This window comes from Pseudoduganella rivuli (assembly GCF_009674485.1).
Classification (GTDB): Bacteria; Pseudomonadota; Gammaproteobacteria; order Burkholderiales; family Burkholderiaceae_D; genus Rugamonas; species Rugamonas rivuli_B.
Genome location: NZ_WKJJ01000011.1, coordinates 219,642 through 242,761, shown reverse-complemented (window position 1 = coordinate 242,761; position 23,120 = coordinate 219,642). Strand labels below are relative to the sequence as shown.

The window sequence follows — 23,120 nt, the reverse complement described above, 5'->3', positions numbered from 1 at the left end:
ATTGCCATGACCGGGCCCGGAATGTACCTGTGCCGCTTGCACGATATCGCCGATGGCGGCGCGCGCGGCTTTGACCCGCGCGGGGACGGCCGGGACACGGTATTCGTGGTGCGGCAGGGCATGCGGCTGCATGCCTACCGCGACGACTGCCCGCACGTGGCGGGCGCGCCGATGGCGTGGCGCAAGGATGCTTACCTGAACGGCGACGGCAGCCGCATCGTGTGCAGCGCGCACGGCGCGCAATTCGATATTGCCAGCGGCGCGTGCACGCTGGGTCCCTGCCTCGGGCAGGCGCTGGCCAGGGTGGCGCTGGCGATCGATGGCGGTGGCGGGATCTGGGTGACGGGGGACGTATGAAACTGGAACGGATGAAAATCGCTACGCGCCTGCGGCTGGGCTTTGCGCTGATGGTGCTGCTGATGGTGGTGCTGTCGGTGGTCGGCCTGGCCAGCATGGCGCAAAACCAGCAGCGCATGGACGGTATCACCGGCGGCAACAACGTCAAGGTGAAACTGGCGGCCGCCATGCGCGACACGGTCTACGAACGCATGGTGGCGATGCGCGACATGGCGCTGGTCAACGACGTCGCCGCCATGCAGAAGGAGCAGGAGCGCATCCGGCGGCAGCGCGGCAAGTATGCGCAGGCGGGCGCCCGGCTGGCGGAGCTGTTCGCGCAAGCGGACAATGTCACGGACCGCGAACGCGCGTTGCTGGCGCGGATCAACCGCCACAGCGCCGCCGCCTTGCCGGTGATGGAGCGGGCGGCGGCGCTGGCGATGGCGATGCAGATCGACCAGGTGGTAACGGTGCTGTCAAACGAACTGGCGCCGGTCCAGGCGCAATGGATGCAGGCGCTCGACGAACTGATCGCGCAGGAAGAGGCGGATAACGCGCAGGCCACGGCCGATGCGCAGGCGGCGTTCGAACACGCCCGGGTGCTGATGCTGTCCATCGGCGCCGCCGCCGTGGCGGCCGCACTGGCGGTGTCGCTGGTGCTGTCGCGCAGCATGCTCAGGCAACTGGGCGGCGAACTGCATTACGCGATGACGATTGCCGAAGGCATCGCGGCCGGCGATTTGACGGTGGATGTGCGCACCCTGCCCGGCGACGACGCCAGCCTGCTGGCGGCCATGAAATCCATGCGCGACAACCTGGCGCAGATCGTGACGAATGTGCGCCAGGGCACCGACCTGATTGCCGAAGCGTCGGGCGCCATCGCTGCCGGCAACCAGGATTTGTCGACCCGCACCGACGAGCAGTCCGGCGCGTTGCAGCGGACCGCCTCGATGATGGCGCAGCTGACGGCCACCGTGCAGCGCAATGCCGACAATGCGGGGCTGGCCGACGGCATGGTCGGCGCAGCGGCGGAGGCGGCGGGCAAGGGCGGCGAAGTGGTGTCGCGCGTGGTCGGCACCATGGGCGACATCAGCGCGTCGGCGGCGAAAATCGCCGACATCATCGCGGTCATCGACGGCATCGCGTTCCAGACCAACATCCTGGCGCTGAACGCGGCGGTGGAGGCGGCCCGCGCCGGCGAGCAGGGGCGCGGGTTTGCTGTGGTGGCATCCGAAGTACGGGCGCTGGCACAGCGTTCCGCGGGCGCGGCCAGGGAAATCAAGGAACTGATCAGCGAATCCGTGGACACGGTCGCGCTGGGCACGCGTCTGGCGGACGAGGCGGGCGACGCCATGCAAGCCATCGTCGACGGCGTCGGGCGGGTGGCCGGCATCATGGCCGACATCGGCGCGGCCAGCCGTGAACAGAACAGCGGCATCGCGCATGTGAGCCGCGCCATGTCGGACATGGATACCGTGACGCGGCAAAACGCGGCGCTGGTGGAACAGGCTGCGGCATCGTCCGCGCAATTGCAGGCGCATTCGGAATCGCTGGCGTACGCGGTGCGCATTTTCAAGACCGGCCCGCAGGAACGGGCAATCACGATGAGGAAACCCCATGAATCCTTGCACGATATCTGACGCCAAGGTGGCTGGCGAAGCCACCGCATCTCCGGCCAAATCGGCCGCCACCTACCGCCACGCGCTGGTGCTGCTGCTGGGCAGTTGCCTGCCCATCATGGCGGCCGTGCTGATCGCGCCGGTGCTGCCGCAAATCATGCGCCAGTTTGCCGGCGTGGCCCATGCCGACGTGCTGGTGCCGCTGGCGCTGACGGTGCCCGCGCTGGTGGTCGGGCTGGCCAGCCCGTTTGCCGGTTCCATTGTCGACCGCACGGGGCGCAAGCGCCTGCTGCTGGCGGGCCTGGTGCTGTATTCGGCCTGCGGCACGGCGCCGCTGTATGTGGAATCACTGGCGGCGGTGATCGCCAGCCGGGTCGGCGTGGGGATCGCGGAAGCCGTCATCATGACGGTATGCACGTCGCTGATTGCCGATTATTTCAGCGGCGCGCTGCGGGAACGCTACCTGGCCCAGCAAACCATCTGGGCGTCGATTTCCGCCACGTTATTCTTCGGCGTCGGCGGCGCGTTGGGCGAAATGGGATGGCGCGCGCCGTTCTGGCTGTATTTTGCCGGGCTGTTGCTGCTGCCCGTGATGGCGCTGATGCTGTGGGAGCCGCAAGCGGATGACGCGGCGCACGGGCAGGGCGGTTCCGGCCATCCTGACGGCGCCGGACGGCCATTCCCGGCCAGGGCCGTGGCCGGCATCTGCGCCATCACGTTTGGCGGCGCCATCGCGTTTTACACGCTGCCGGTGCACCTGGGCTTCCTGATGAATGGCATCGGGATCGTGTCGCCGGCCAGCATCGGCATGGCGGCGGCGCTGGGCAGCGTCGCCAACGTAGCGGGCGCGGTATCGTTCCGCCGCCTGTCGGCGCGCGGCGTGCCGGCCAGCCTGGCGATCGCCTTTGCCGCGCTGGGCGCGGGTTTCCTGGTGGCGGCCAGTGCCGACGGCTACAACGCCATGCTGCTGGGCGCGGTGTTGCACGGCTACGGTTCGGGGTTGCTGGTGCCCACCATGCTGACCTGGCTGATGCGCCAGTTGCAATTCGAGGAGCGCGGGCGCGGTACCGGGATGTTCATGGCGAGCTTCTTTTCCGGCCAGTTCGTTTGCCCGCTGATCGTGCTGGCGGGCGGCAAGGCATTGGGAACGATGGGCGCGGCCATGGGGGCGCTGGGATGGCTGGTCGTCGTTGCCGCGGCCACCGCGGCTGCCGCGGCAACCGGCCGCGTGGTGGCGGCACGGCAGGCATAAGCACGCCCGCGCAGGCGGGCTGTCGATGGGTGCACGAGGCGCTGATCAAGCAGCAAGTCCCGCGCAGGCAGCTGCCTTCTGCCCAGGCGGCGCCATGACGTTACGACCAAAGCCCAGCACAGGCTGAAAAAGCGACGACGCCAAAGCGGGAAATTCCCGCGTCTATTTTCAAAACCTTACGATGCGGCGACTGGTAAATTGTCCGCCGCAAGCGAGGCGCGCAACAATTAACTGAAAATGTGCGAGATGAGTGAGCTTTATCTGGGTATTGGAACAGCCTCATGGATCGATGCTGGACAACGGATTCCCATCGGCATAATTACAGGTGGTCAACCGGTCGTAGCGTTTTAGCTGGGTGAAAAGACTCAAATTTCGTTCCCGGCTTGCCCTCCCATAGGTCAAGTTGAGTAACCTTTCGCCGTATTACATTACACCGCCATACGCCTGTCGTACGTGTAGTGGCTCTGCTGAGCGCTGCAGTGGCAGTAATGGGACCATTGATCACCGCTTCGAGCCCTGTTTTCGTTCTGATTAAATCAACTTGACGAATAGTATTTTCTCCCCAAACGTAACCTCCTCCATTCAGCCAGAACAGTCCCCCATACGTGAAGTAGCTGCGCAACACAGGAACGTGCTTAACGCTACCTAAAGGCATATCAGCAGTTATAGGTGCGAATTCTAGAGTTGCTTTCCATAACTGCGACGTGTCTGACTCGCCTAAGTCCTCCCACGCTCGAATGGACAATACATTTCTCGCACCCACACCGATCTGGTGTCCCACATTGGCCTGTCCATATGGTGGTTCCTCAAAACGCTTAATAACAATAGAAGCCTTGTCAATAAGCAGGCACGTTATTGGTACTTGGGGCATGGGTTGTTCCTCAACGACAGCTGCGTGGACGCGAACTGAGTATACGGTGACAGATATAACGAAAACCATTACCCAGCCTCTTGGGCTAATGGATAAACGTAACATTATCGCCCACATTTGCAGAGCTTATTTCGCATAGCTTTAAATTGGTCCCAACTTGCGAATCTGCCCGACTGGCTGCCTCCAGTTTTAACTGCTCTCCGTTATCTTCGACACAAGCTCACTGCATCAGTGCTTTGGCACGTCACAGTTACGATACACCGTCTTTTTGAACCACTATTTTCCCATACTAATCTCCACTTCCCCTGTCGACTTCTTAACGACAACGTAGTAATCAGACCCTGGGCGAGGAATTACATCAATATTCTCAAAAGAAAAAACAAACTCACTTGAATTTTCCTCGATCAATCTAAATTTAATGTTTTTAATCTTTCTCTGCGTATACTTCTTGAATGCAATGAGCGATATCTTTTCTGCTGCAGCAAGCGTATTGACGCGACACTCACTTATGGCCGGCTCCGCATAGCTGAAAGAAATCATAGAAAATACTAAGAGACACACTAGTTGAAATCTCATTTCAATTTCCCCGCCCTTTAAATTCGGAACAGACAGCTTCCTTGCCCCACACTGAAAACATTGCCAATTTAAATTCAAGGCTTTTTCCAAGAATCGTAGGTTTCGCAATAGTTCTTCGCTGTCCCTTGCCTTTGCTGTGTCATGGCTTTTCCACCGTCATTGCATTTTTGGTCGCACGTTTTTTCCGCTGCATATGCCCTGCACTCGGAGTCGCGTAAGAAATCTCGATAATTATCACCGTTAACTGAATCGGTAGGAATGAAACCTTTAGGCTTCCCTTTGCAAGAATCGTCCCCATATCGCCTTTTCCAGTCATTAATATGGGATTGCTCATGAATTTCAGTGCATGGTCGACTCACTCCGTGATCATTATTTATGATCATATAACCACCACTCCCGTTACATGCGATTGTTGATGCTTCTTCCAAACCGAATCTATCAATTCGTGTAATAGGATTTCCACTTACGTATGCATAGGTATTCATCCCACCGTCGAGTCCAATTGGGTCAGATTGGATATACCTTCCCAGCGACGCATCATAATACCGGTTCCAGTTATACCACAGCCCCGATTCCGCATCGATATACTGCCCCGGGAAACCGATATTCAGCGGCACGGTATTCACCGTGACGGTGCGGTCGAACGCGGTATTGTTGGCCCGCCACACCACCGCACCGGCGCTGTTGGTCAGCGCTTCCGGACGCCCAACCTGGTCGTTGTGGCTGGCATAGAACTGCCCGCCGCGCACAATGCCCAGCAGTTCCCCGCCCAGCCAGACATACTCTGTGGCCGCAGCGCCCGTCTCGGCCAGTAATTTGCCGGTGAGGCTGTACACATACTGCACCGTGCCGGCCGCCGTGGTTTTCTCGGCGCGCAAGTTGAACGCGTTGTACTTGTAGCCGCCAACGGTGGCGCCGTTCTGCTTGAACGCGCTCAGCCGGCCGAACACGTCGTAATCATAGCCGACGGTCGACAGCACGGCGCCGTTCTTGCGCTGTTCCGAGGACAGGTTGCCCACGCTGTCATAGGCGAAATTACGGTAGCGGTCGCCGGTGGTGCTGGCCCAGTAGGTCAAACGGTTGCTGGCCGTGTCGCTGGTGTAGTTGAAGCTGCCGAGGGGCCCGGTGTGCGAACTGCGGTTGCCCACCAGGTCCCAGCTGAAGCTCTCGCTGCCGCTTGGCGTGCGCGAGGCCGACGTCACGCGGCTGGCGCTGTCGTAGCCGAACGTGTCGGATTTGCTCGCGTCCACGCCGTCGGTGCGGGTTTTAAGACGGTCGGCGGGATCGTAACCCAGCGTGAGCTGGTGCACGCTCTGGCTGTCGATCTTGGTCAGGCGGCCATCCGTGTCCTGGGTCAGCAGGCGCGCCTTGTTGTTGCCGAAGCGCCAGGCGTAACGCGCGCCCGACACCGGCTGGTACAGGAAGCCGTCGGCAATCGTGGGCCAGGTGGCCAGGCTACTGGTTATATTGCTCAACTGGCCATAGGCATCATACGCATAGGTCAGCTTGAAGCCCGACGGGTACGTCATGGTCTGCGTCCGCCCGACCGCGTCATAGGTCCAGCTGGTCGCGTAAGTTTGCGCGCCGATCACCGTGCTTTGCGTCGCGAGTTCTCCCGCGGCGGTATAGGTGTAGCTGGTCGAGCCGCTGGCGTCGGCGATGCTGGTCAGACGCCCCTTGCCGTATGTTCCTTCGTCATAGTTGAAGGTCTCCGTGACGCCGCCGCTGGCGCGGGTCTTGATCCGGCCCTGCGCGTCCCAGGTATAGGTGATCGCCACGCCGTTCGCGCGCGACTCCGTGGACAGGCGGCCAATGTCGTCATAGGTGTACGTGGTCACGCCGGTGTCCGGGCTGGTCACACTGGTCACCTCGCCGTAGCCGTTGTACGCGTAGTTCGTCTGCAGGCCGCGGGCGTCGCGCACCCAGTCGAGATTGCCGGCCGCATTGAAATGCCGCTGCGTCACGCTGCCCTCCGGCAGCACCGTCACCTTGGTCTGGCGCTTCTGGGCGTCGTATTCGAACGTGGTCGAGTTGCCGTTGGCATCGCTGATCGATTTCAGATTGCCGTTCCGGTCGTAGCGCAGATTGGTGCTCTGGCCGTTGTTGCCCGTGACCGTATAGGTGCGGCCGAGCGTGTCGGCTTTCGACGTCGAGGTGAAAGCCGTGGCGGCCACCGCCGTCGGCGTGCTGCCGCTCAGACCTGGCGTGAACCGGGCGGACGTCGTGCCCGTGGTGCCGGTCGACGCCGTATAGGAGATCGTCTGGAAGCGGTTCTGGGCGTCGCCGACCTGCATTAGCCGTCCGCTCGCATCATAGCGATATCGCGTGGCCGTGCCATTGGCATAGACGATGTCCTTCAGCCGGCGGTCGCCGTCATAGCTGTAGGTCGTGATCCGGTCGCCGGTCGGCAACTTGTCGGTCACCGACTTCAGCGTCGTGTTCGGGTTGTACACGTAGAGGTGGGTGATGCCGTTCTCGTCCACCATCTGCGCCGGATAGCCCAGCCTGTCGTGGCCACTGTACGTCACCGACTGTCCCAGCCGGTTGGTGCGGCTCGTCACGTTGCCGAACGCGTCATAGGTGACCTTCTCCGTCTCGTTACCGCTCGACAGGTAATACGTCGTGGTGAGCGTCGCGGGCGACCCGTCGGGATAAAACGTCCGGGTATAGCCGATCTTCCTCTGCGTCGAGTTGGCCGGGTCCGCGTCGGTCACGGTGTCGAAGAGGCCATACTCCAGTCCCGAATCTTTATAGGTGTAGTCGATGCGCCGGTAAATGGCGCCGTTGGCGTCACGATAGTCCGTCGAGGCGAGTAAGACGCCATTCCAGGTGTTGTAAGTCGTCAGCGCGTTGGCCGTGCCGGCCGCCGTCGTGACGCTGACCAGCGCTTTGTTGTAGCCGAATTGGAACTGCGTCTTGTTGCCTTCCCAATCGAGGGAATAGTCGACGTCTCCCGATGCGTTATAGAAAATCTGCGACGCCGCCGCCGGGCAGTTGGCGGTCTGGCTGCGCGATTGCGATGCGAGGCGCTTGGAGCCGTTGAAGTCGTTGTAGGTGTAGCGCGTCGTTTGGCCACGGGCATCGGTAACGTCCGTGTAATTCGTACCATAGACGAAGGTTTCGAATTCATTGCGGCCGGCCAGGGCGCTGTCGATGACCCGCTTGTTGGCATCATACCGGTAGGTACTGTAGCGTACCCCATTGATTGCAATGCCGGTGAGCAGTGTCGGGTCGGCGTCCTCATAAAAATACTCCCGGTAATCGGCGGGTGCGCCACTCGCCGGGTCCACCGGGGCGGTGACCTTCACGAGCATCTTGTTGGCGTTGTAGGCGTATTGCCAGACCCGTCCATTAGGATCGGTTATCTGCGTCACCCGGCCGTTCGACCAGGTGAGCTGCATGGCTTGCCCGGCGCCATTGACGATCACATTCCCGCCGAAATTGAGTAGTACAGTGCCGTTTGCTGTGGCAAGTCTGTTAATCAGGCCGTTTGAATCATAATAATACTTGTAGTCACCCTTGGTGAGGATGTAACCACCCGAGTTCGGGTACGCGACTATGTCGCCGTACGAACCGGAATAGACACTAATTCCCCCAGGGAAGCCGCCGGGCGGCGGTGCTTGCTTGTTCAGGACGTACTGCGCCCCCATCTGATCGGTGGCTGTGATCGAGTTGGTACCCAATATCAGGTCCGGGTACTCGATCCCCGCTACCCAATTGGGCCCGAACATCTTGCCCCCTTTGGACTTGCTTCGATAGGTGCGCTCCATCGACAGCCCGGACGATGTCCCCGCCACGAAATCCCGTTCGAGCTTGAACTTTTCGCCGGTAGCAATGACCACTGGACGCGTCGTGCTCGGATTGGTGCTCGGAACAGTCTGTTGCCCCGCGACCGGACAAGACGGCGGTTCCAGGGAGCTATTGTATTGCGGTACGCTGTAAACATACTGCGAGTTGTTGGTGGCCCAGCCTGGGGCAATCTGAATCGCATACGCCAACAGCGCATCGCTGTCCGATCCTGCGTCCTTCTTTGGTCGCTCTCCCGTTACCTCAACTTTTTGGGGGGTTAATGGGTTCAAACTGACCTCGTCAGCGGACGCAGTAAGGTTCGAGCAAATTAAAACAACGGCGATTGCGGCGGCGCGCACGCACGGACGGCGTTTCATTATTTTTTTCATATCCCTGATCGGATTTCGCATCGATGGGACCATCACAAGGTCGCATCGGGCCTGCGGATTAAATGGCGGACGGATTTGATGGACACTCAGGTCATCGGTCACTTCTGCGGTTCATGCCGTTGAGCCATCATCGACTTTCCGCCCTGCTTGATGCAGGTTCCTCGACGCACATACTTGAATTCCGTCCCATCCTTGGGCTTCTGCTCGGCCGCCTTGCACTCATCCGTATCCGGATCGGCGGCGCACTCCTTTGGCTTGGCGTCGGGCAGGGCAAAACATTTTTCCCATTCCACTTGCGGGGTCGCGGCGAAGAGGTCACGCAACGTCTGGGGGGGCGCCGCCTGCACCTCATCGGAGGCGATTGCATGCGTGATTTGAGCCAGGAATAAAAATCCTGTTACATACACTATTTTTTTGAACACGAGACTTCCTTTTCATGGAACCGGATCACCACGACATAAGTCGGCCACGGGCAACAAACCCGTCGATTATTTTTCATCGATGATGGAAACGGAGGGACCGAAGAGCGCGATATACGAACTCCCGGGAGTCAGGCGGCAAAACAGATGGCGCGACCCGAAACGGATTTGCGCAATGACGAAGAAAAATCGTTATCGGTTACCGCAACGTCGGCGTTCTACCACAGAGCTCCGGGCAGCACGTATAACGGGCGCCGAGATGCGTCGGAGTATACGCGGCAACTAAATTATTAATATTACAATATTCACCAATACGCTTAATCAAATTAACCGGAAGCGGGTCTCGCCATAGATCAGTGCACCGGGAATCCGGTAGTGCAGGCACCTGGACACCAGCTCCCAGCAGTCCTCGATGGCCGTCGTGGCGACGCGGTAGGTGCGGTTGTTCAAGGGGTGGCGGTCGATTGCGATGGGGCGCGCGATCGCCTTCCCATCGTTCGCCGCGTTTGATTTTTCCTTGGTCATATGGCTAACGCGAGAATACCTGGCCGGCGCCGATGGTGGGCCGCTTTCCCTTGACCGGACCTTGGGATATTGTGCTTTTCTCAGCAGGGACCTGGGGGGACTTCGGCATGCTCGGCCGGCGTATTTCCGGCCGGGCCGGGCGGCGCCGTGGGCGCTGGTGTGGCGTCCTTCATCGCACGGCGCGCCAGCTCCGCTTTGCTGGCGGAACGACGTCGGCTGGCCGCGCCGTCGCGCAGGAAGTCGAGATAGCACTGCACCGGATCCTCATTGTGCTGGATGCGCAACTTGCGCGCACGCACCAGGGCTAGGATTTCCCTGCGCATGCGCAGGGTATGGGCGGTATAGCGCCAAGCCGCCTGGACCTCCACCACACACAGTTCCCGTCCGGCCGTGTCGAACACGCGCAGCGCGCGAATATCCTCGGCGTCGAAGTAAAGCCGCACCGGCTTGCCGATCAAGTCCGCCCGCCCGGCCAGGCTGTGGCTGATGTAGTTCGTGCCGAAGAAGTGAATATAGGGCCGCACGCCCTCGGCGACACTGCCTCGCACGTGTCCTTCATGCTCGTGCTGGAGCAGGCACAGGTTACGCTGCATGGGCTCGGCCAGCCAGCGTAGCGCAATCTGTTTTTCGCGGACGTAATAGCCCAGCATTTCCAGCGGTGAACGACCGCCCAAGCCGGTATGCGACGCGGCATTGTAGTTGGCGATCGCCACCGCGGTCAGTTCCATCAACTCATCGAGTCGCACCACGGCCGCCGAAGTGGCCGTCAGTTCCGCGATGCGTCGCCGGGGATCGCTGGCGCCAGCGCCGGTGGTGCCAGGCAACCGGTGCGAGAGGACCGATGCCAGTGTGCCGAAAAAGCATTCAATATGGGGCCGCTCGTTGGGACGATAGGCCGGGCCGGCATGGGCGCCGCAGCCGACAATTTCGGTGAGCACCCGCAAGGTATCCGCCGCCAGATTGGCCTTGGCGTTGTCGAAGCGGAACCAATTCCAGACGGCATAACCAAGTTCCGGAAGGCGTTCGGACGGCATGCCTGCGCCCGTGGTATAGGGCAGACCTGGAATGGTCAACGCGGGAGGGCGCCACGGAACCAGGGCACGCTCGACCGTCTTGAGCACGTCGAAGCGGCTGTATTCCGGATCGAGCACGATGTGGCAACCCAACACCGCCCGGCTGCAGATGTCGATGATGGTGAGCAGCCACACGCGTTCGATTTCGAACGATTCCTCGACGACGGCGTCGAACGGAATCGCCGCCACCAATGGCAGCCCAGCGGCGTCCGGCCGTACGCCGCCGGATCGTTTCTGCGCAAGCGCGGCGCGTGCCGCCTGTTCGAATGAGCGCGCGGCGATGGATTTGACCGCCACCGCCAGGCTGCGGATACCTTGCTCGGCCTGAACCAACGGATAGTCTCGCTCGGTCAGTCCAAGTTCAAGACAGCGTTGCCGAAAGCGTTTGTGCAATGCGCTCAGTCCACCAACAACCAGGCCCTGGGAGCCCTCCTTCAACACAACATGGTGCGCCCGCAGTTCAGTGACGATCAAGGCTTCCAGCTCGGGATGACGGTCCAGCAGTTGCTGAAATGCGCCAGCCTTGCCGACACCACCCGCTCGAGCCACCTTGGCCGAGCGCCGGTACAACTTGACGCGTTTGTATGGAATCAATGCGCGCAAACCCTGCAAACGCCCGTCGGCATGGGGTTGCAGGCAGCGTTCATACAGTCGCCGCATGGCGCTGAACGGTACCCCGGTGGCAGCCTCGATGGAGCGCAGCGTCTCGCGCCGGCACTACCGCAGCGTGGCTTCTTCACGGGTCCGGAAGATTTTTGTTGCGCGTCGGTGAGCTCGGGCGCAGGCCACGGTCGGCCACAACGTGGGGTCGGCGCGATCCGTCGCGCCGTCGCTGCGGCGGGTAGTCATGTGGCCGTCCTCCTCAATACAATCGCAGGCCCCAGCGGCTGATCGCGCAAGGCCCCGGCCTTGATTCGCCCTTTGTGCAGCAGCATGAATACAGCGGTGGGGACCAGCACCGTGTCATGCGGCTGAAAGTCGCGTTCGATTTGCCCGCTCGACATCGGCCAGCACCCTTGGGCTGACAAAGCGCTCATTGGAGCAGAGATAGGGCAAGATGCGCATCCAGTTGTCGATCCAAATACCGTGCGAGGCCAGACTTTGGCTGTGAACATACCGCACGACGATATCGCCGTCACCACTCAGAACGCCGGCCCTGGCCGGCTGCGGCTCGGCCATGACGATCCAGCATATTTCGCGCGGCCCGACCTTGACCCAAAAGTCGGCCAGCTGCCGACTATCGGCGTGGCGCCAGTACGCCGGACGCTCGCAATAGCTCAGCACCCGGGAACTGCTTTCAAGCAGCGTCCAAAGCCTGACTTGGAACGGGTGAGACAGCGTCACCCGGCGCTTGAGCTTGGACGCCCAAAACTCAAAGTTGCTTCAGTTGACAGATGGCGGCCCGCCGGCCGCCAGGTCACATCAGCGTGTCAGTGCGATGGCGACAGCGCGTTGCGGATCAACTCCGCCACGCCGCCATCATGCCGGAAGCCGGCCGCCTCGGCGGCCGCCGCGTCGAGCGGCGGGTAGCTGCCAAATGCGGCTTGCAGCGCGGCGTCGGGCTGGTACGACACCAGTGCGCGCCGGTCTTGCCCATATTCCCGCGCCAGGCCGTCGACCAGTTGCGCCATGGTCAGGCGCAACACGGGCAACGTGAAATCGCGGCGCGCCGCCACCTGTTCCGGGTCCAGCGCGGCCGCATGCAGCAAGTTGTCGACGCAGCAGGGCGCCGACATCCACCACGACACCGCTTCCGCCGAAACGGGGCAGACGAACGGCTGCCCCTGCGCCAGGCGCCAGAAGATATCGCTCATGTAAGCCGACAGCAGGCCGGACGGCGCCGGCGGACGGGCCACGATGCCGGGCAGGCGCAGGATGCGGCCATCGATCCAGCCGCGCCGGCTGTAATCCTTGATGAGGATTTCATCGATCAGCTTGTGCGCGCCATAGCTGAGCGTGGGGCGCATGGGCGTGGCGTCGTCCACCACGTCAGGCAGCGGCGCGCCATACACGGCAATGCTGCCGCTGAAGACAAAGCGCGCAGGTTGGGACTGCAGGCGCAGCAATTCCAGCATGTCCAGCGTGGCGTGCAGGTTGATGCGCAAGCCCAGTTCATAATTCGCCTCGGCCATGCCGCCCGGGATGCTGGCCAGGTGGAACACGCAGTCGGCGGGGATGCGGAACGCTTCGCGCAACACTTCAGGGTCGCCGATGCTGCCCTGCACCAGGCGCACGCGCGGGTCGCCATCGCCCGGGGCCGGCGTGTCGAACACGGTATCGGCCAGTGTCAGCGTGGTCAATGGCTGGCCGGGCGTCAGATGGCCGCGCGCGAGCAGGCGGCGGACCAGCCCCTTGCCGACAAAGCCATTGGCGCCGGTAACAACGATATGCATGATGAATCTCCTTCGATGGTTGGGTCGCGGGCCATGGTAAGCCCGCCCCGCGCCAAGCCGCCAGTCGTGTCTGCCGATGCGATGTATCGGAAAAGCCGATGCGCCGGATTGGAAGAATCGATTTCCCGTGGGGGCGGCGCTGCCTTACGCTGGCGCCATCTATCCCACCTTTCATCATGGAGAAATCATGCACACCACCATCAGGCGCATCGTCACCGGACACGATGCGGCAAGCAACGCGATCGTCCACAGCGACAACGAGCTGGCCGGCCAATGGGTCGACGGCGGCATCGCGTCGTTCATCAAGGTCTGGACCACCGCCACGTCGCCCGCCGACAACAACGATGATTTCGATGGCGCCCTGCGCGCCACGGGATTGACCTGTCCAGGCGGCACGGTGCTGCGCATTGTCGACTTCGCGCCTGGCTGCAAGTCGCCGATGCACCGCACCCGCTCGATCGATTACGGCATCGTGCTGGAAGGGGAGTTGACGATGGAACTCGACGGCGGATCGGCGACCCGGCTGAAGGCGGGCGACGTGGTGGTGCAGCGTGGCACCAACCACCTGTGGCACAACACCAGCGACCGGCCTTGCCGCATGGCGTTCGTGCTGGTCGATGCGAAACCGGTGCAGGCCGGCGGCGTGGCGCTCGAACAGAATTATGACTAAAACAGCATAGCTGCTTTCCCCGCCACGCCGTTCCTTGCCGCGCCCTTGCTGATTACCATGATTCGCACACACCTCAACGTTTAAAGGGAATCAGCATGGCGAATTACAGCAGGCATGAAGCGCGCGCATGGGCGCGCGAACACCTGGTGGGCTGCAGCAGCGTCACCATTCCAAGCTATACGGCGGACCTCAAGCGCCTCAATGAACAGGGTATCCGGCACGACATCGGACTGACGATCGAGTACGGTTACCGCTACACGCTGCTGTGCGCGGAAGTGGCGATCACGCCGGAAGAAAACGCGCAATTCACGGCGTGGGCGCGCGAGACGGCGGGCGGGCGCATGGGCTTGTTTTTCCATGCCGCGTTCGGCACGTTGCAGGAAAACATCGAAGCGGTGCAACTGGCGGAACGGGCGGGCGCCGATATCGTCCTGCTGTCATACCCGCCGCAATTCTGGCCGACCACGGAACAGGAAATCTACGACTACACGAAGGCGTTTTGCGACGCGACCAACCTGGCGGTGATGCTGTTCCCGATTCCGCTGTGGGGCTTCGAACGCGTGCACCCGGCCGGCATGCGGGTGGAATTCGTGCGCAAGCTGCTGGACGATTGCCCCAATATCGTGGCCATCAAGTCCGAGCAGGGCTTTCCGCTGGTGGCCGGCCTGTGCGAAATGTGGCGCCACTTCCGCGACGACGTTGTCATCAGTTGCCCGATCGAAGGCGATGCGATTCCCATGATGAGCCTGATGGACTTGCAATTTTCCGGCACCAGCAATACGCAGTGGATGGGGAACTACTATCCGCGCGCGTTCGAGCTGGCTCGCAACGGCCGCTGGGACGAGGCGATGCAACTGTTCTGGCAATTCGCGCCGGCGCGCAACGCCAACGGGGCCGCCGCGCAAACCTACGCGGGCGGCGCCGGTGTCCTGAACCGCACCATGTGGAAATACCAGGACTGGCTGGCCGGCTTCAATGGCGGGCCGCTGCGCGCGCCCGCCATGCGCGTGCCGGACCGACTGATGAAAACCCTGCGCCAGGGCCTCGCCGCTTCCGGCGTCACGCCGACGTCCGACCCGGACAGCCAGTTCCTGGTTGGCCGCCATCCCGCCTGAATACCGTCACCGAGGAACCACCATGTCATACCAGGAAATCATCGAAACACCGAAGGGCTTGTATATCGACGGGCAGTGGTGCGACGCGTCCGACGGCGCCACCTTCAGCGTGACCGACCCGGCCACCGGCGACGTGCTGGCCGACGTGGCCAGTGCATCGGTGGACGACGCCCTGGCCGCCGTCGCGGCCGCCGACGCGGCAGGCAAGGCCTGGGCCGCCACCCCGCCGCGCCGGCGCAGCGACATCTTGCGCCAGGCGTTTGCATTGCTGGTGGCGCGCGCCGAATCGTTTGCCCGCCTGATCGTGCTGGAGAGCGGCAAGGCGCTGGCGGAGGCGCGCGGTGAAGTCGCGTACGCTGCTGAATTCCTGCGCTGGTATGCGGAAGAAGCGGTGCGCATCGTTGGCGAAGTATCGACGGCGCCCGGCGGCGCCAACCGCATCCTGGTGGTGCGCCAGCCGATCGGCGTGGCGGTGTTCGTCACGCCGTGGAATTTTCCCGCCGCGATGGTCACCCGCAAGATCGGGCCGGCGCTGGCCGCCGGCTGCACGGTGGTGCTGAAGCCCGCGTCGGAAACGCCGCTGACGGCGCTGGCCATGGCCGCCCTGTTCGAGGAGGCCGGCGTGCCGGCCGGTGTCGTTAACGTGGTGCCGTCGCGCCAGTCCGGCCAGGTGGTTGGCGCCATGTTGCACGATCCCCGGGTGCGCAAGCTGTCGTTCACCGGGTCGACCGGTATCGGCCGCGTGCTGCTGGCGCAGGCGGCCGGCAATGTGGTCAAGTGTTCGATGGAACTCGGCGGCAATGCGCCATTCATCGTGTTTGCCGACGCCGACCTGGATGCCGCGGTGGCGGCCGCCATGGTGGCCAAGCTGCGCAACGGCGGCGAATCGTGCACGGCGGCCAACCGTTTTTATGTGGAGCGGCCGGTGGCGGAAGAATTTTCCCGCCGTTTCGCCGCCGCCATGGCCGCGGTGAATGTGGGACCGGGGCTGGACGACGGCGTGCAGTTGGGCCCATTGATCAACGGCGCCGCGCTGGACAAGGTGGCGCAACTGGTCGATGAAGCGGTGGCGCAGGGCGCCACCGTGCTGACGGGCGGCCGCGCGCGTGCAGGGCGGGGCTATTTCTACGAGCCGACCCTGCTGGCGGGCGTGGCGCCGGATGCCCGCATCCTGCGCGAGGAAATCTTCGGCCCGGTGGCGCCCGTCTGTGTCTTCGATACCGTGGACGAGGCGGTGGCGCTGGCCAATGACACGGAATATGGGCTGGTGGCGTTCGTGCACACGCGGGATCTGGCCAAAGCGCTGGCCGTGTCGGAGCGCATCGAGGCGGGCATGGTGGGCATCAACCGGGGCGTGGTGTCCGATCCGGCGGCGCCGTTCGGCGGCTGGAAGCAGAGTGGTGTCGGGCGGGAAGGCGGGCATGACGGCTTGCTGGAATACCTGGAATCGAAATACATCTGCGTGGCCTGGTAAGGTGCGGGAAGCGATATGCTGCCGATACTCGATCCGCGCTGGCGGCTGTTTGCCAGCGTTGCCCAGCTGGGTAGCCTGACGCGCGCCGCCGACGTCTTGAACAGCCCGCAATCGGTCATCAGCCGCCAGATCGCCCAGCTGGAAACGCTCTGCGGCGGCAAGCTGTTCCGCCGTACCGGGCGCGGCGTGGTCTTGACCGAGTTCGGTGAACTCATCCACGCGCGCATCGGGCCGATGCTGGCCGACGCCGACCGGCTGGCCGACGAGATCGTCACCACCAATCGCATTCCGATCGGCGACGTGCATGTCGGGCTGTTGCCTTCTTCCGTGCCGCGCTTTGCCGGGCGCCTGTTCCGCGCCATGCGGGAACAATATCCCCGGGTCCGGCTGCGCCTGGCCGAAGGTTCCAGCGCACAGCTGGAGGAATGGCTGGCCAGCGGGCGGCTGGACCTGGCGCTGCTGTTGCGTGAAGGGCCGTCGGCCGGCGCGGATGTCACCTGCCTGCGCAGCATGGCGCTGGACTTGACCGGCCCGGCCGGCGATCCCCTGCTGGTGGCGGGGCAGGTGCCGTTTGCCGCGCTGGACGGGCTGCCCTTGATCCTGCCTGCCGAGCCGCATGTGCTGCGCAAGCGGCTCGATGCGCTGGCGCGCGAGCGCGGCGTGCGCCTGGTGGTGGCGATGGAGGCTGACACCATCGCGCTGCAGCAGGAACTGGCCGCCGCCGGCGCCGGTTATGCCATCGTGGCGTCGCTGGGGGATACCGGTACCGGCGACGCCCGGCTGGGCGCCGCCCGCATCGTCCAGCCGGAACTGACCCGGCACATCGTGCTGGGCGCGACGCCGCACCGCCCGCACACGCTGGCCACGCGCAGCGTGGCGCGCTTGGTCGCCGCGCTGTTTTCCCGCTGACCAGCCGGGCCGGTATCCGCAATCGCCATAGCTGCTTTGCCGGTGGCGCGCTTCCTCGCCGTGGTGTTGATGTCTAAGGTAGATGGATCGTCAACCAGAGAGGAGTTCAACCCATGGCCACCATCCCAACCTTGTTCCTGAGCGACCGCGATGTCGGCAGCCTGCACAGCTGGACCGACGCCGTCGCAGCCCTGCGCGCGGCGTATGCCGCCCCCATCGGCGCCCACATGGTGCCGCCCCGTTCCATGGCCCGGGGCGACGGCGTCTGGCTGCGCGGGCTGAGCGCGATATCGCCGAACGGCGGCCACATGGGCAGCAAGCTGATTGCCGCGTCGCCGCGCGCCCGCTGCGCCAGTTACCTGGTGTCGCTGTTCGACCAGGAAACGATGGCACTGGCGGCCCTGATCGACGGCAACCAGATCACCGCCATCCGCACCGCTGCCACGGCTGCAATGGCGGTCGACGCGCTGGCGCCGGCGGGGCCGCTGCGGGTGGCGGTGATCGGCGCCGGATTCGAAGCGCGCTCGCAATTGCTGGCGCTGCAGGCGGTGCGTCCGATCGCCTCGGCAGCGGTCTACAGTCCGACGTCGGCCAGTCGCCAGCGCTACGCCGACGAATTCAGGCAACGGTACGGTATCGCCATCGTGGCGGCGGAGACGCCGCAACAGGCGCTCGACAGCGCCGACGTGGTCCTCTGCGCGGCCCGTTCGCGCGATGAATCGCCGGTGTTGCTGGGCGCGTGGCTGCAGCCCGGCATGACGGTGGTGTCGATTGGTTCGACGTTGCCGGAACAGCGCGAAGTGGATGTGGACGTGATCCGCCGGGCCGCCTTGATCGTGGCCGACATGGCCGACGAAGTGGCGCACGACACGGGCGACATGCTGGCGGCAACTGCCGAGGGTGTCGGCTTTGGCGGCAAATTGCATGCGCTGGCCGATGTGATCGCGCAACGTTCTCCGGTGCGGCGCGCGCCCGGCGACATCGTGCTGTACAAATCGGTGGGGTCCGCGCTGCAGGATGTGGTGACAGCTGAAATGCTGCTCAGGCGGGCGCGGACAGCCGGTGTGGGAACGATACTGCAGGCAACCATCGAGCCGGTGCGCAAGTAGCGGAACCTAGGCCGTCGATCCGCAGCCAGTCGTCTTGACCTTCGCTTCGCGCCAGACCAGCCCGCCGGGCGTGGCGCGCATATTGTTTTCACTTTCTTGTGCCCGGCGTGTGTTGCCGCACACTGCGGACGCAGCGATGCGGCCACTATGGTGCCTGCAATCCTATCCATTGTTGTTTCAGTGGCGGCGCACTAGTACTCCCCCTTGATCCGACGGTTCCCGGCCATGTGCTGTGCACAGGCGCCGGCGAGCACTGTCGCCTTCACAAAAAATATTGAGGTAATTCACATGGCCAAAAGCAAGAAACCAACTGGCGATATCGCCGGCGCCGGTTCGGTACTGAGCACGATATCCGGTCCGTCCAGCGCACCGCCGCCGTCCGACCTGGGTGGACCCGGGGAACTGGAAGATACCCTGCTGCGCAAAGTGGCAGGCAACCAGCAACTGGCGGCGCAGATGCCATTCAATGCGGACAAGCCGCTGGAATATGGCGACGCCGCGCGCCAGCCGCACCAGGGCAGCACCGCCAGCCCCGGCGATCCGGTCGCTACCGCCAGCACCGCCGCCGAGCAGAACAGTTCCGAAAAGCTGGGCAGCGAACCCGCCGCCGGCGTCAACCGCCTGATTAAGCCGCTCGACGGCGCGCGGGTGGACAGCGGCGGCCAGGTATTGACCACGAACCAGGGCGTGCCGGTGGCGGACAACCAACACTCGCTCAAGGTGGGCCTGCGCGGGCCGACCACGCTGGAAGACTTTATCCTGCGCGAAAAGATCACCCACTTCGACCACGAACGCATCCCGGAACGCGTGGTGCACGCACGTGGATCGGCGGCCCACGGCTTTTTCGAAGCGTACGAGGACCTGCAGGCCGTTACCCGCGCCGCGCCATTCACCGAAGCCGGCAAGATCACGCCGGTGTTCGTGCGCTTCTCCACCGTGGCCGGCGAGCGCGGTTCGTCCGACACGGCGCGCGATGTGCGCGGTTTTGCCGTCAAGTTTTATACGGATGAAGGCAACTGGGACCTGGTGGGCAATAACATTCCCGTGTTCTTCATCCAGGATGCGATGAAATTTCCCGACCTGGCGCATGCCGTCAAGCCCGAGCCGCACCATGCAATGCCGCAGGCGTCCAGTGCGCATGACAACTTCTGGGATTTCGTGTCGCTGATGCCGGAATCGACCCATATGCTGCTGTGGCAAATGTCGGACCGCGCGATCCCGCGCAGCTACCGCATGATGCAGGGCTTTGGCGTCCATACCTTCCGCCTGGTCAACGCTGCGGGCGAGTCGGTGTTCTGCAAGTTCCACTGGAATCCGGTGGCCGGCACCCACTCGCTGGTATGGGACGAGGCGGCCAAGCTGATGGGCGCCGATCCGGATTATCACCGGCGCGACCTGTGGGAAGCGATCGAAGCCGGCGCCTATCCGCAATGGGAGCTGGGACTGCAGATCTTCACGGAAGAACAGGCGGACCAGTTCGAGTTCGACGTGCTCGATCCCACCAAGCTGGTTCCGGAGGAACTGGTGCCGGTACGCGCGGTGGGGCGCATGACGCTGAACCGCAACCCCGACAATTTCTTTGCCGAGACCGAGCAGGTGGCGTTCTGCACCGCCCACGTCGTGCCCGGCATCGACTTTACCAATGACCCGCTGCTGCAGGGGCGCATCCATTCCTACGTCGATACCCAGATTTCCCGCCTGGGCGGGCCGAACTTCCATGAAATCCCCATCAACGCGCCGGTCGCCCAGGTACACAACAACCAGCGCGACGGCATGCACCGGCAGGCGATCCACCGGGGACGCGTGAATTACGAACCGAACTCGCTGGCGGGCGGCTGTCCGTTCCAGGCGGGGCAGATGGGTTTCAACTCCTTCCCCGAACCCATCAGCGAAGACAAGGTGCGCGGCAAGCCCGAAAAGTTCGCGGAACACTATGCCCAGGCGCGCATGTTCTTCGAAAGCCAGAGCCCGGTGGAGCAGGCCCACATTGCCAATGCGTTCCGCTTCGAGCTGACCAAGGTGCAGACGCCGGCTGTGCGTGCGCGCGTGATCGGCAACCTGATCCATGTCGATCCCATGCTGGCGGCCAGTGTCGCGGACGGCCTGGGCATGGATCTGCCGCCGCCGGCGCCGCTGGCCAGCACCTTGCCGCAACCGGTCTATCCGGTGTCGCCGGCGCTGTCGCTGTTGGCCCGCCCTGGCGCCACCGGCATTGCCACGCGCCGGGTCGCGATCCTGGCGGGTGACGGTGTCGATGCGGCCGGCATCGACGCCGTCTATGCGGCGCTGCGCGGCGCCGGTGCGGTGCCGCGCATCGTCGGGGTCCAGCTGGGCGCGCGCAAGGCGGCGGGCGGCGGCCGCGTCGATGTCGAGATATCGCTGGAGGCGGGACCATCCGTGCTGTACGACGCTGTGATCGTGCCGGACGGCGCGGACCAGGGCCGCCTGGCGCTTACCGGCCAGACCGTCGAGTTCCTGCGCGACCAGTACCGCCACTGCAAGCCGATCTTCGCATGGGGCAGCGGCGCGGAATTGCTGGCGCAGGCGAACCTGCCGCCGACGCTGCCGGACGGCAGCGCCGACCCGGGATTGATTATTGCCCCGGCGGCCGACAGCGCGGGCGCTTTCGATGCATTTGCCGCGGCGCTGAGCGGACACCGGCCGTTTGCAAGGGAAACCGACCCGCCTTTGCTGTAGAGGCTGCTTTGGTCCACACCGGTTGAGCGATGCATTTGCAAGTTTGCCGCCTCGTATCGAAACGGGGTCCAAGCGTTATCGGGACTAGCATCCCCACCCACGTCGCATACGAAATGCGGAAAGGGACAAACGATGAGCCAGTTTGAATACCCGCGGCCACAGCTGGTGCGCAGCGCGTGGCAGTCGCTGAACGGCACGTGGGATTTTGCTTTTGACGATGAGCGCCGCTACCGCCAGCCCTCCGACAACATTGCATGGACCCACACGATCGTCGTGCCGTTTGCGCCGGAGGCAGGGGCCAGCGGCATTGGCGACCAGGGCTACCACACGGTGTGCTGGTATCAGCTGCGCTTTGCCATGGAAGGGCGCGGCGAGCGCACCATGCTGCACTTCGGCGCCATTGATTACCGCGCCCGCGTATGGCTGAACGGGGTACTGGTGGGTGAACATGAGGGGGGCCATACGCCGTTCGCCATCGACATCACGAATGCGCTGGTGGATGGCGACATGCAGGCCATCGTGGTCCAGGCGGAGGATGAACCCGGCGACCTGGCCAAACCGCGCGGCAAGCAGGACTGGCTGCTGCACCCGCACTCGATCTGGTATCCCCGCACCACGGGCATCTGGCAAACCGCGTGGGTCGAGCAACTGCCTGCCACTTACATCAAATCGCTGCGCTGGACGCCGATCTTCGACGGTTTTGAGATCGGATGCGAAGTGCTGGCCGGCGGCGACGTGCGCGACCGCCTGGCGGTGGAGGTCAAGCTGTGGCATGGCGAAAAGCTGCTGGCCGATGATGAATACCTGCTGGTCGGCATGGAGGCCAACCGCAAGATCGCGCTGTCCGATCCCGGCATCGACGATTCGCGCAATGAATTGCTGTGGAGCCCCGAGCGGCCGACGCTGCTGGCGGCGGAACTGATCCTGCGCTGCAATGGCGAGGTACTGGACACGGTACGCTCGTACACGGCGATGCGCTCGGTCGCCATCAGCCGCGACCGGTTCATGCTGAATGGGCGGCCCTACCACTTGCGGCTGGTGCTGGACCAGGGCTACTGGGAAGAATCTCACCTGACCGCGCCTTCCGACGCGGCATTGCGGCGCGACGTGGAACTGGCGAAGGCCATGGGGTTCAACGGTGTGCGCAAGCACCAGAAGATCGAAGATCCCCGCTACCTGTACTGGGCCGACCAGCTGGGCTTGCTGGTATGGGAGGAAATGCCGTCCGCCTACGCGTTCAGCGCCCGCTCGATGACGCGGCTGCTGAAGGAGTGGACCGAGGCCATCGAACGCGACTACAGCCACCCGTGCCTGATCGTGTGGGTGCCGTTCAATGAATCGTGGGGCGTGCCGAACCTGACGTCGATGCAGGCCCACCGCAACGCGGTGGAGGCGCTGTACCACACCACGCGCATGCTGGATGCCACCCGGCCCGTGATTGGAAACGATGGCTGGGAAGCGTCGGCCACCGATATCCTCGGCATCCACGACTACGACGCCGATCCGGAGAAAATCCGCGCACGCTATGAAGTCACCGATCCGGTGCGCACGCTGTTCGACCAGCGCCGTCCCGGCGGCCGCATCCTGACGCTCGATGGCTTTCCGCATCGCGGCCAGCCCATCGTGCTGACGGAATTCGGCGGCATCGCGTTCGACCCGCGCCAGCCGGAACACCACACATGGGGCTATTCGCGCGCCAACACGGCGGCCGCGTTCCATGACCATTACCGCGCGCTGCTGAAGGTGGTCAATGAAGCGTCCATGTTCAGCGGCTTTTGCTACACGCAGTTCGCCGATACCTTCCAGGAAACCAATGGCCTGCTGAATGCGGACCGGTCGCCGAAGATCCCGCTGGAGCAGATCAGCGCCGCCACCCGTAACGTTCCGCTGTGAAGGGGTTACCG

General features: G+C 63.5%; 17 protein-coding genes. 10 read left to right on the top strand and 7 right to left on the bottom strand.

The annotated features are described in order from the left end of the window. Positions 1-6: 6 nt before the first annotated feature. The 3 genes from GJ700_RS18815 to GJ700_RS18805 are packed head-to-tail and all read left to right on the top strand — an operon-like array spanning position 7 to position 3,207. A complete protein-coding gene (locus GJ700_RS18815) occupies positions 7-357 on the top strand; it encodes a Rieske (2Fe-2S) protein (protein WP_154376647.1) in 351 nt (116 codons plus the stop codon). Further along, a complete protein-coding gene (locus GJ700_RS18810; protein ID WP_154376645.1) occupies positions 354-1,976 on the top strand; it encodes a methyl-accepting chemotaxis protein in 1,623 nt (540 codons plus the stop codon). Before GJ700_RS18815 ends, GJ700_RS18810 begins: the two co-directional genes overlap by 4 nt. Next, positions 1,954-3,207 (top strand): MFS transporter, encoded by a 1,254-nt coding sequence (locus GJ700_RS18805; RefSeq protein WP_154376643.1) that lies wholly within the window; start codon positions 1,954-1,956, stop codon positions 3,205-3,207. Before GJ700_RS18810 ends, GJ700_RS18805 begins: the two co-directional genes overlap by 23 nt. A gap of 319 nt (positions 3,208-3,526) precedes the next feature. Here the strand turns inward: GJ700_RS18805 and GJ700_RS35015 are convergent, their stop codons facing one another. From GJ700_RS35015 to GJ700_RS18775, 7 genes are all read right to left on the bottom strand, one after another. Next, positions 3,527-4,078: a hypothetical protein gene (locus GJ700_RS35015; RefSeq protein WP_195763940.1), complete on the bottom strand. Its 552-nt coding sequence runs from the start codon at positions 4,076-4,078 to the stop codon at positions 3,527-3,529. Between the two features lie 650 nt (positions 4,079-4,728). Beyond that, complete coding sequence (locus GJ700_RS18800; protein WP_154376641.1) at positions 4,729-8,934, bottom strand: RHS repeat-associated core domain-containing protein; 4,206 nt, start codon at positions 8,932-8,934, stop codon at positions 4,729-4,731. Beyond that, the gene (gene bufA1 / locus GJ700_RS18795; protein WP_154376639.1) at positions 8,931-9,254 is read right to left on the bottom strand and encodes a BufA1 family periplasmic bufferin-type metallophore; all 324 of its coding nucleotides are present in this window, start codon (positions 9,252-9,254) and stop codon (positions 8,931-8,933) included. The genes GJ700_RS18800 and bufA1 overlap by 4 nt, the downstream gene beginning before the upstream one ends. 318 nt (positions 9,255-9,572) lie before the next feature. Further along, positions 9,573-9,776, bottom strand: a complete 204-nt coding sequence (locus GJ700_RS35010) for a hypothetical protein (RefSeq protein ID WP_195763939.1) — start codon at positions 9,774-9,776, stop codon at positions 9,573-9,575. Positions 9,777-9,856: 80 nt separating this feature from the next. Beyond that, on the bottom strand, positions 9,857-11,509 hold the full coding sequence (locus GJ700_RS18785) for a TnsB C-terminal domain-containing protein (RefSeq protein ID WP_154376637.1): 1,653 nt from the start codon (positions 11,507-11,509) through the stop codon (positions 9,857-9,859). Between the two features lie 303 nt (positions 11,510-11,812). Then, complete coding sequence (locus GJ700_RS18780; protein ID WP_195763938.1) at positions 11,813-12,193, bottom strand: hypothetical protein; 381 nt, start codon at positions 12,191-12,193, stop codon at positions 11,813-11,815. Between the two features lie 86 nt (positions 12,194-12,279). After that, entirely contained in the window at positions 12,280-13,242 is a 963-nt protein-coding gene (locus GJ700_RS18775; protein ID WP_154376635.1) for an NAD-dependent epimerase/dehydratase family protein, read from the bottom strand. Positions 13,243-13,429: 187 nt separating this feature from the next. Between GJ700_RS18775 and GJ700_RS18770 the strand changes: the two genes are divergently transcribed. The 7 genes from GJ700_RS18770 (at position 13,430) to GJ700_RS18740 (ending at position 23,109) form a co-directional block, all read left to right on the top strand. Continuing rightward, entirely contained in the window at positions 13,430-13,912 is a 483-nt protein-coding gene (locus tag GJ700_RS18770; protein WP_154376633.1) for a cupin domain-containing protein, read from the top strand. 95 nt (positions 13,913-14,007) lie between these two features. Next, complete coding sequence (locus GJ700_RS18765) at positions 14,008-15,027, top strand: dihydrodipicolinate synthase family protein (RefSeq protein WP_154376631.1); 1,020 nt, start codon at positions 14,008-14,010, stop codon at positions 15,025-15,027. Positions 15,028-15,049: 22 nt separating this feature from the next. After that, the gene (locus GJ700_RS18760; protein WP_154376630.1) at positions 15,050-16,501 is read left to right on the top strand and encodes an NAD-dependent succinate-semialdehyde dehydrogenase; all 1,452 of its coding nucleotides are present in this window, start codon (positions 15,050-15,052) and stop codon (positions 16,499-16,501) included. 15 nt (positions 16,502-16,516) lie between these two features. Beyond that, complete coding sequence (locus tag GJ700_RS18755) at positions 16,517-17,410, top strand: LysR family transcriptional regulator (protein WP_195763937.1); 894 nt, start codon at positions 16,517-16,519, stop codon at positions 17,408-17,410. Positions 17,411-17,523: 113 nt separating this feature from the next. Continuing rightward, positions 17,524-18,519, top strand: coding sequence for an ornithine cyclodeaminase family protein (locus GJ700_RS18750; RefSeq protein WP_154376628.1), 996 nt, complete (start codon positions 17,524-17,526; stop codon positions 18,517-18,519). A 288-nt stretch (positions 18,520-18,807) separates the two neighbouring features. Next, positions 18,808-21,216 (top strand): catalase, encoded by a 2,409-nt coding sequence (locus GJ700_RS18745; RefSeq protein ID WP_154376626.1) that lies wholly within the window; start codon positions 18,808-18,810, stop codon positions 21,214-21,216. A 132-nt stretch (positions 21,217-21,348) separates the two neighbouring features. Next, entirely contained in the window at positions 21,349-23,109 is a 1,761-nt protein-coding gene (locus GJ700_RS18740; protein ID WP_154376624.1) for a glycoside hydrolase family 2 protein, read from the top strand. Positions 23,110-23,120 lie beyond the last annotated feature (11 nt).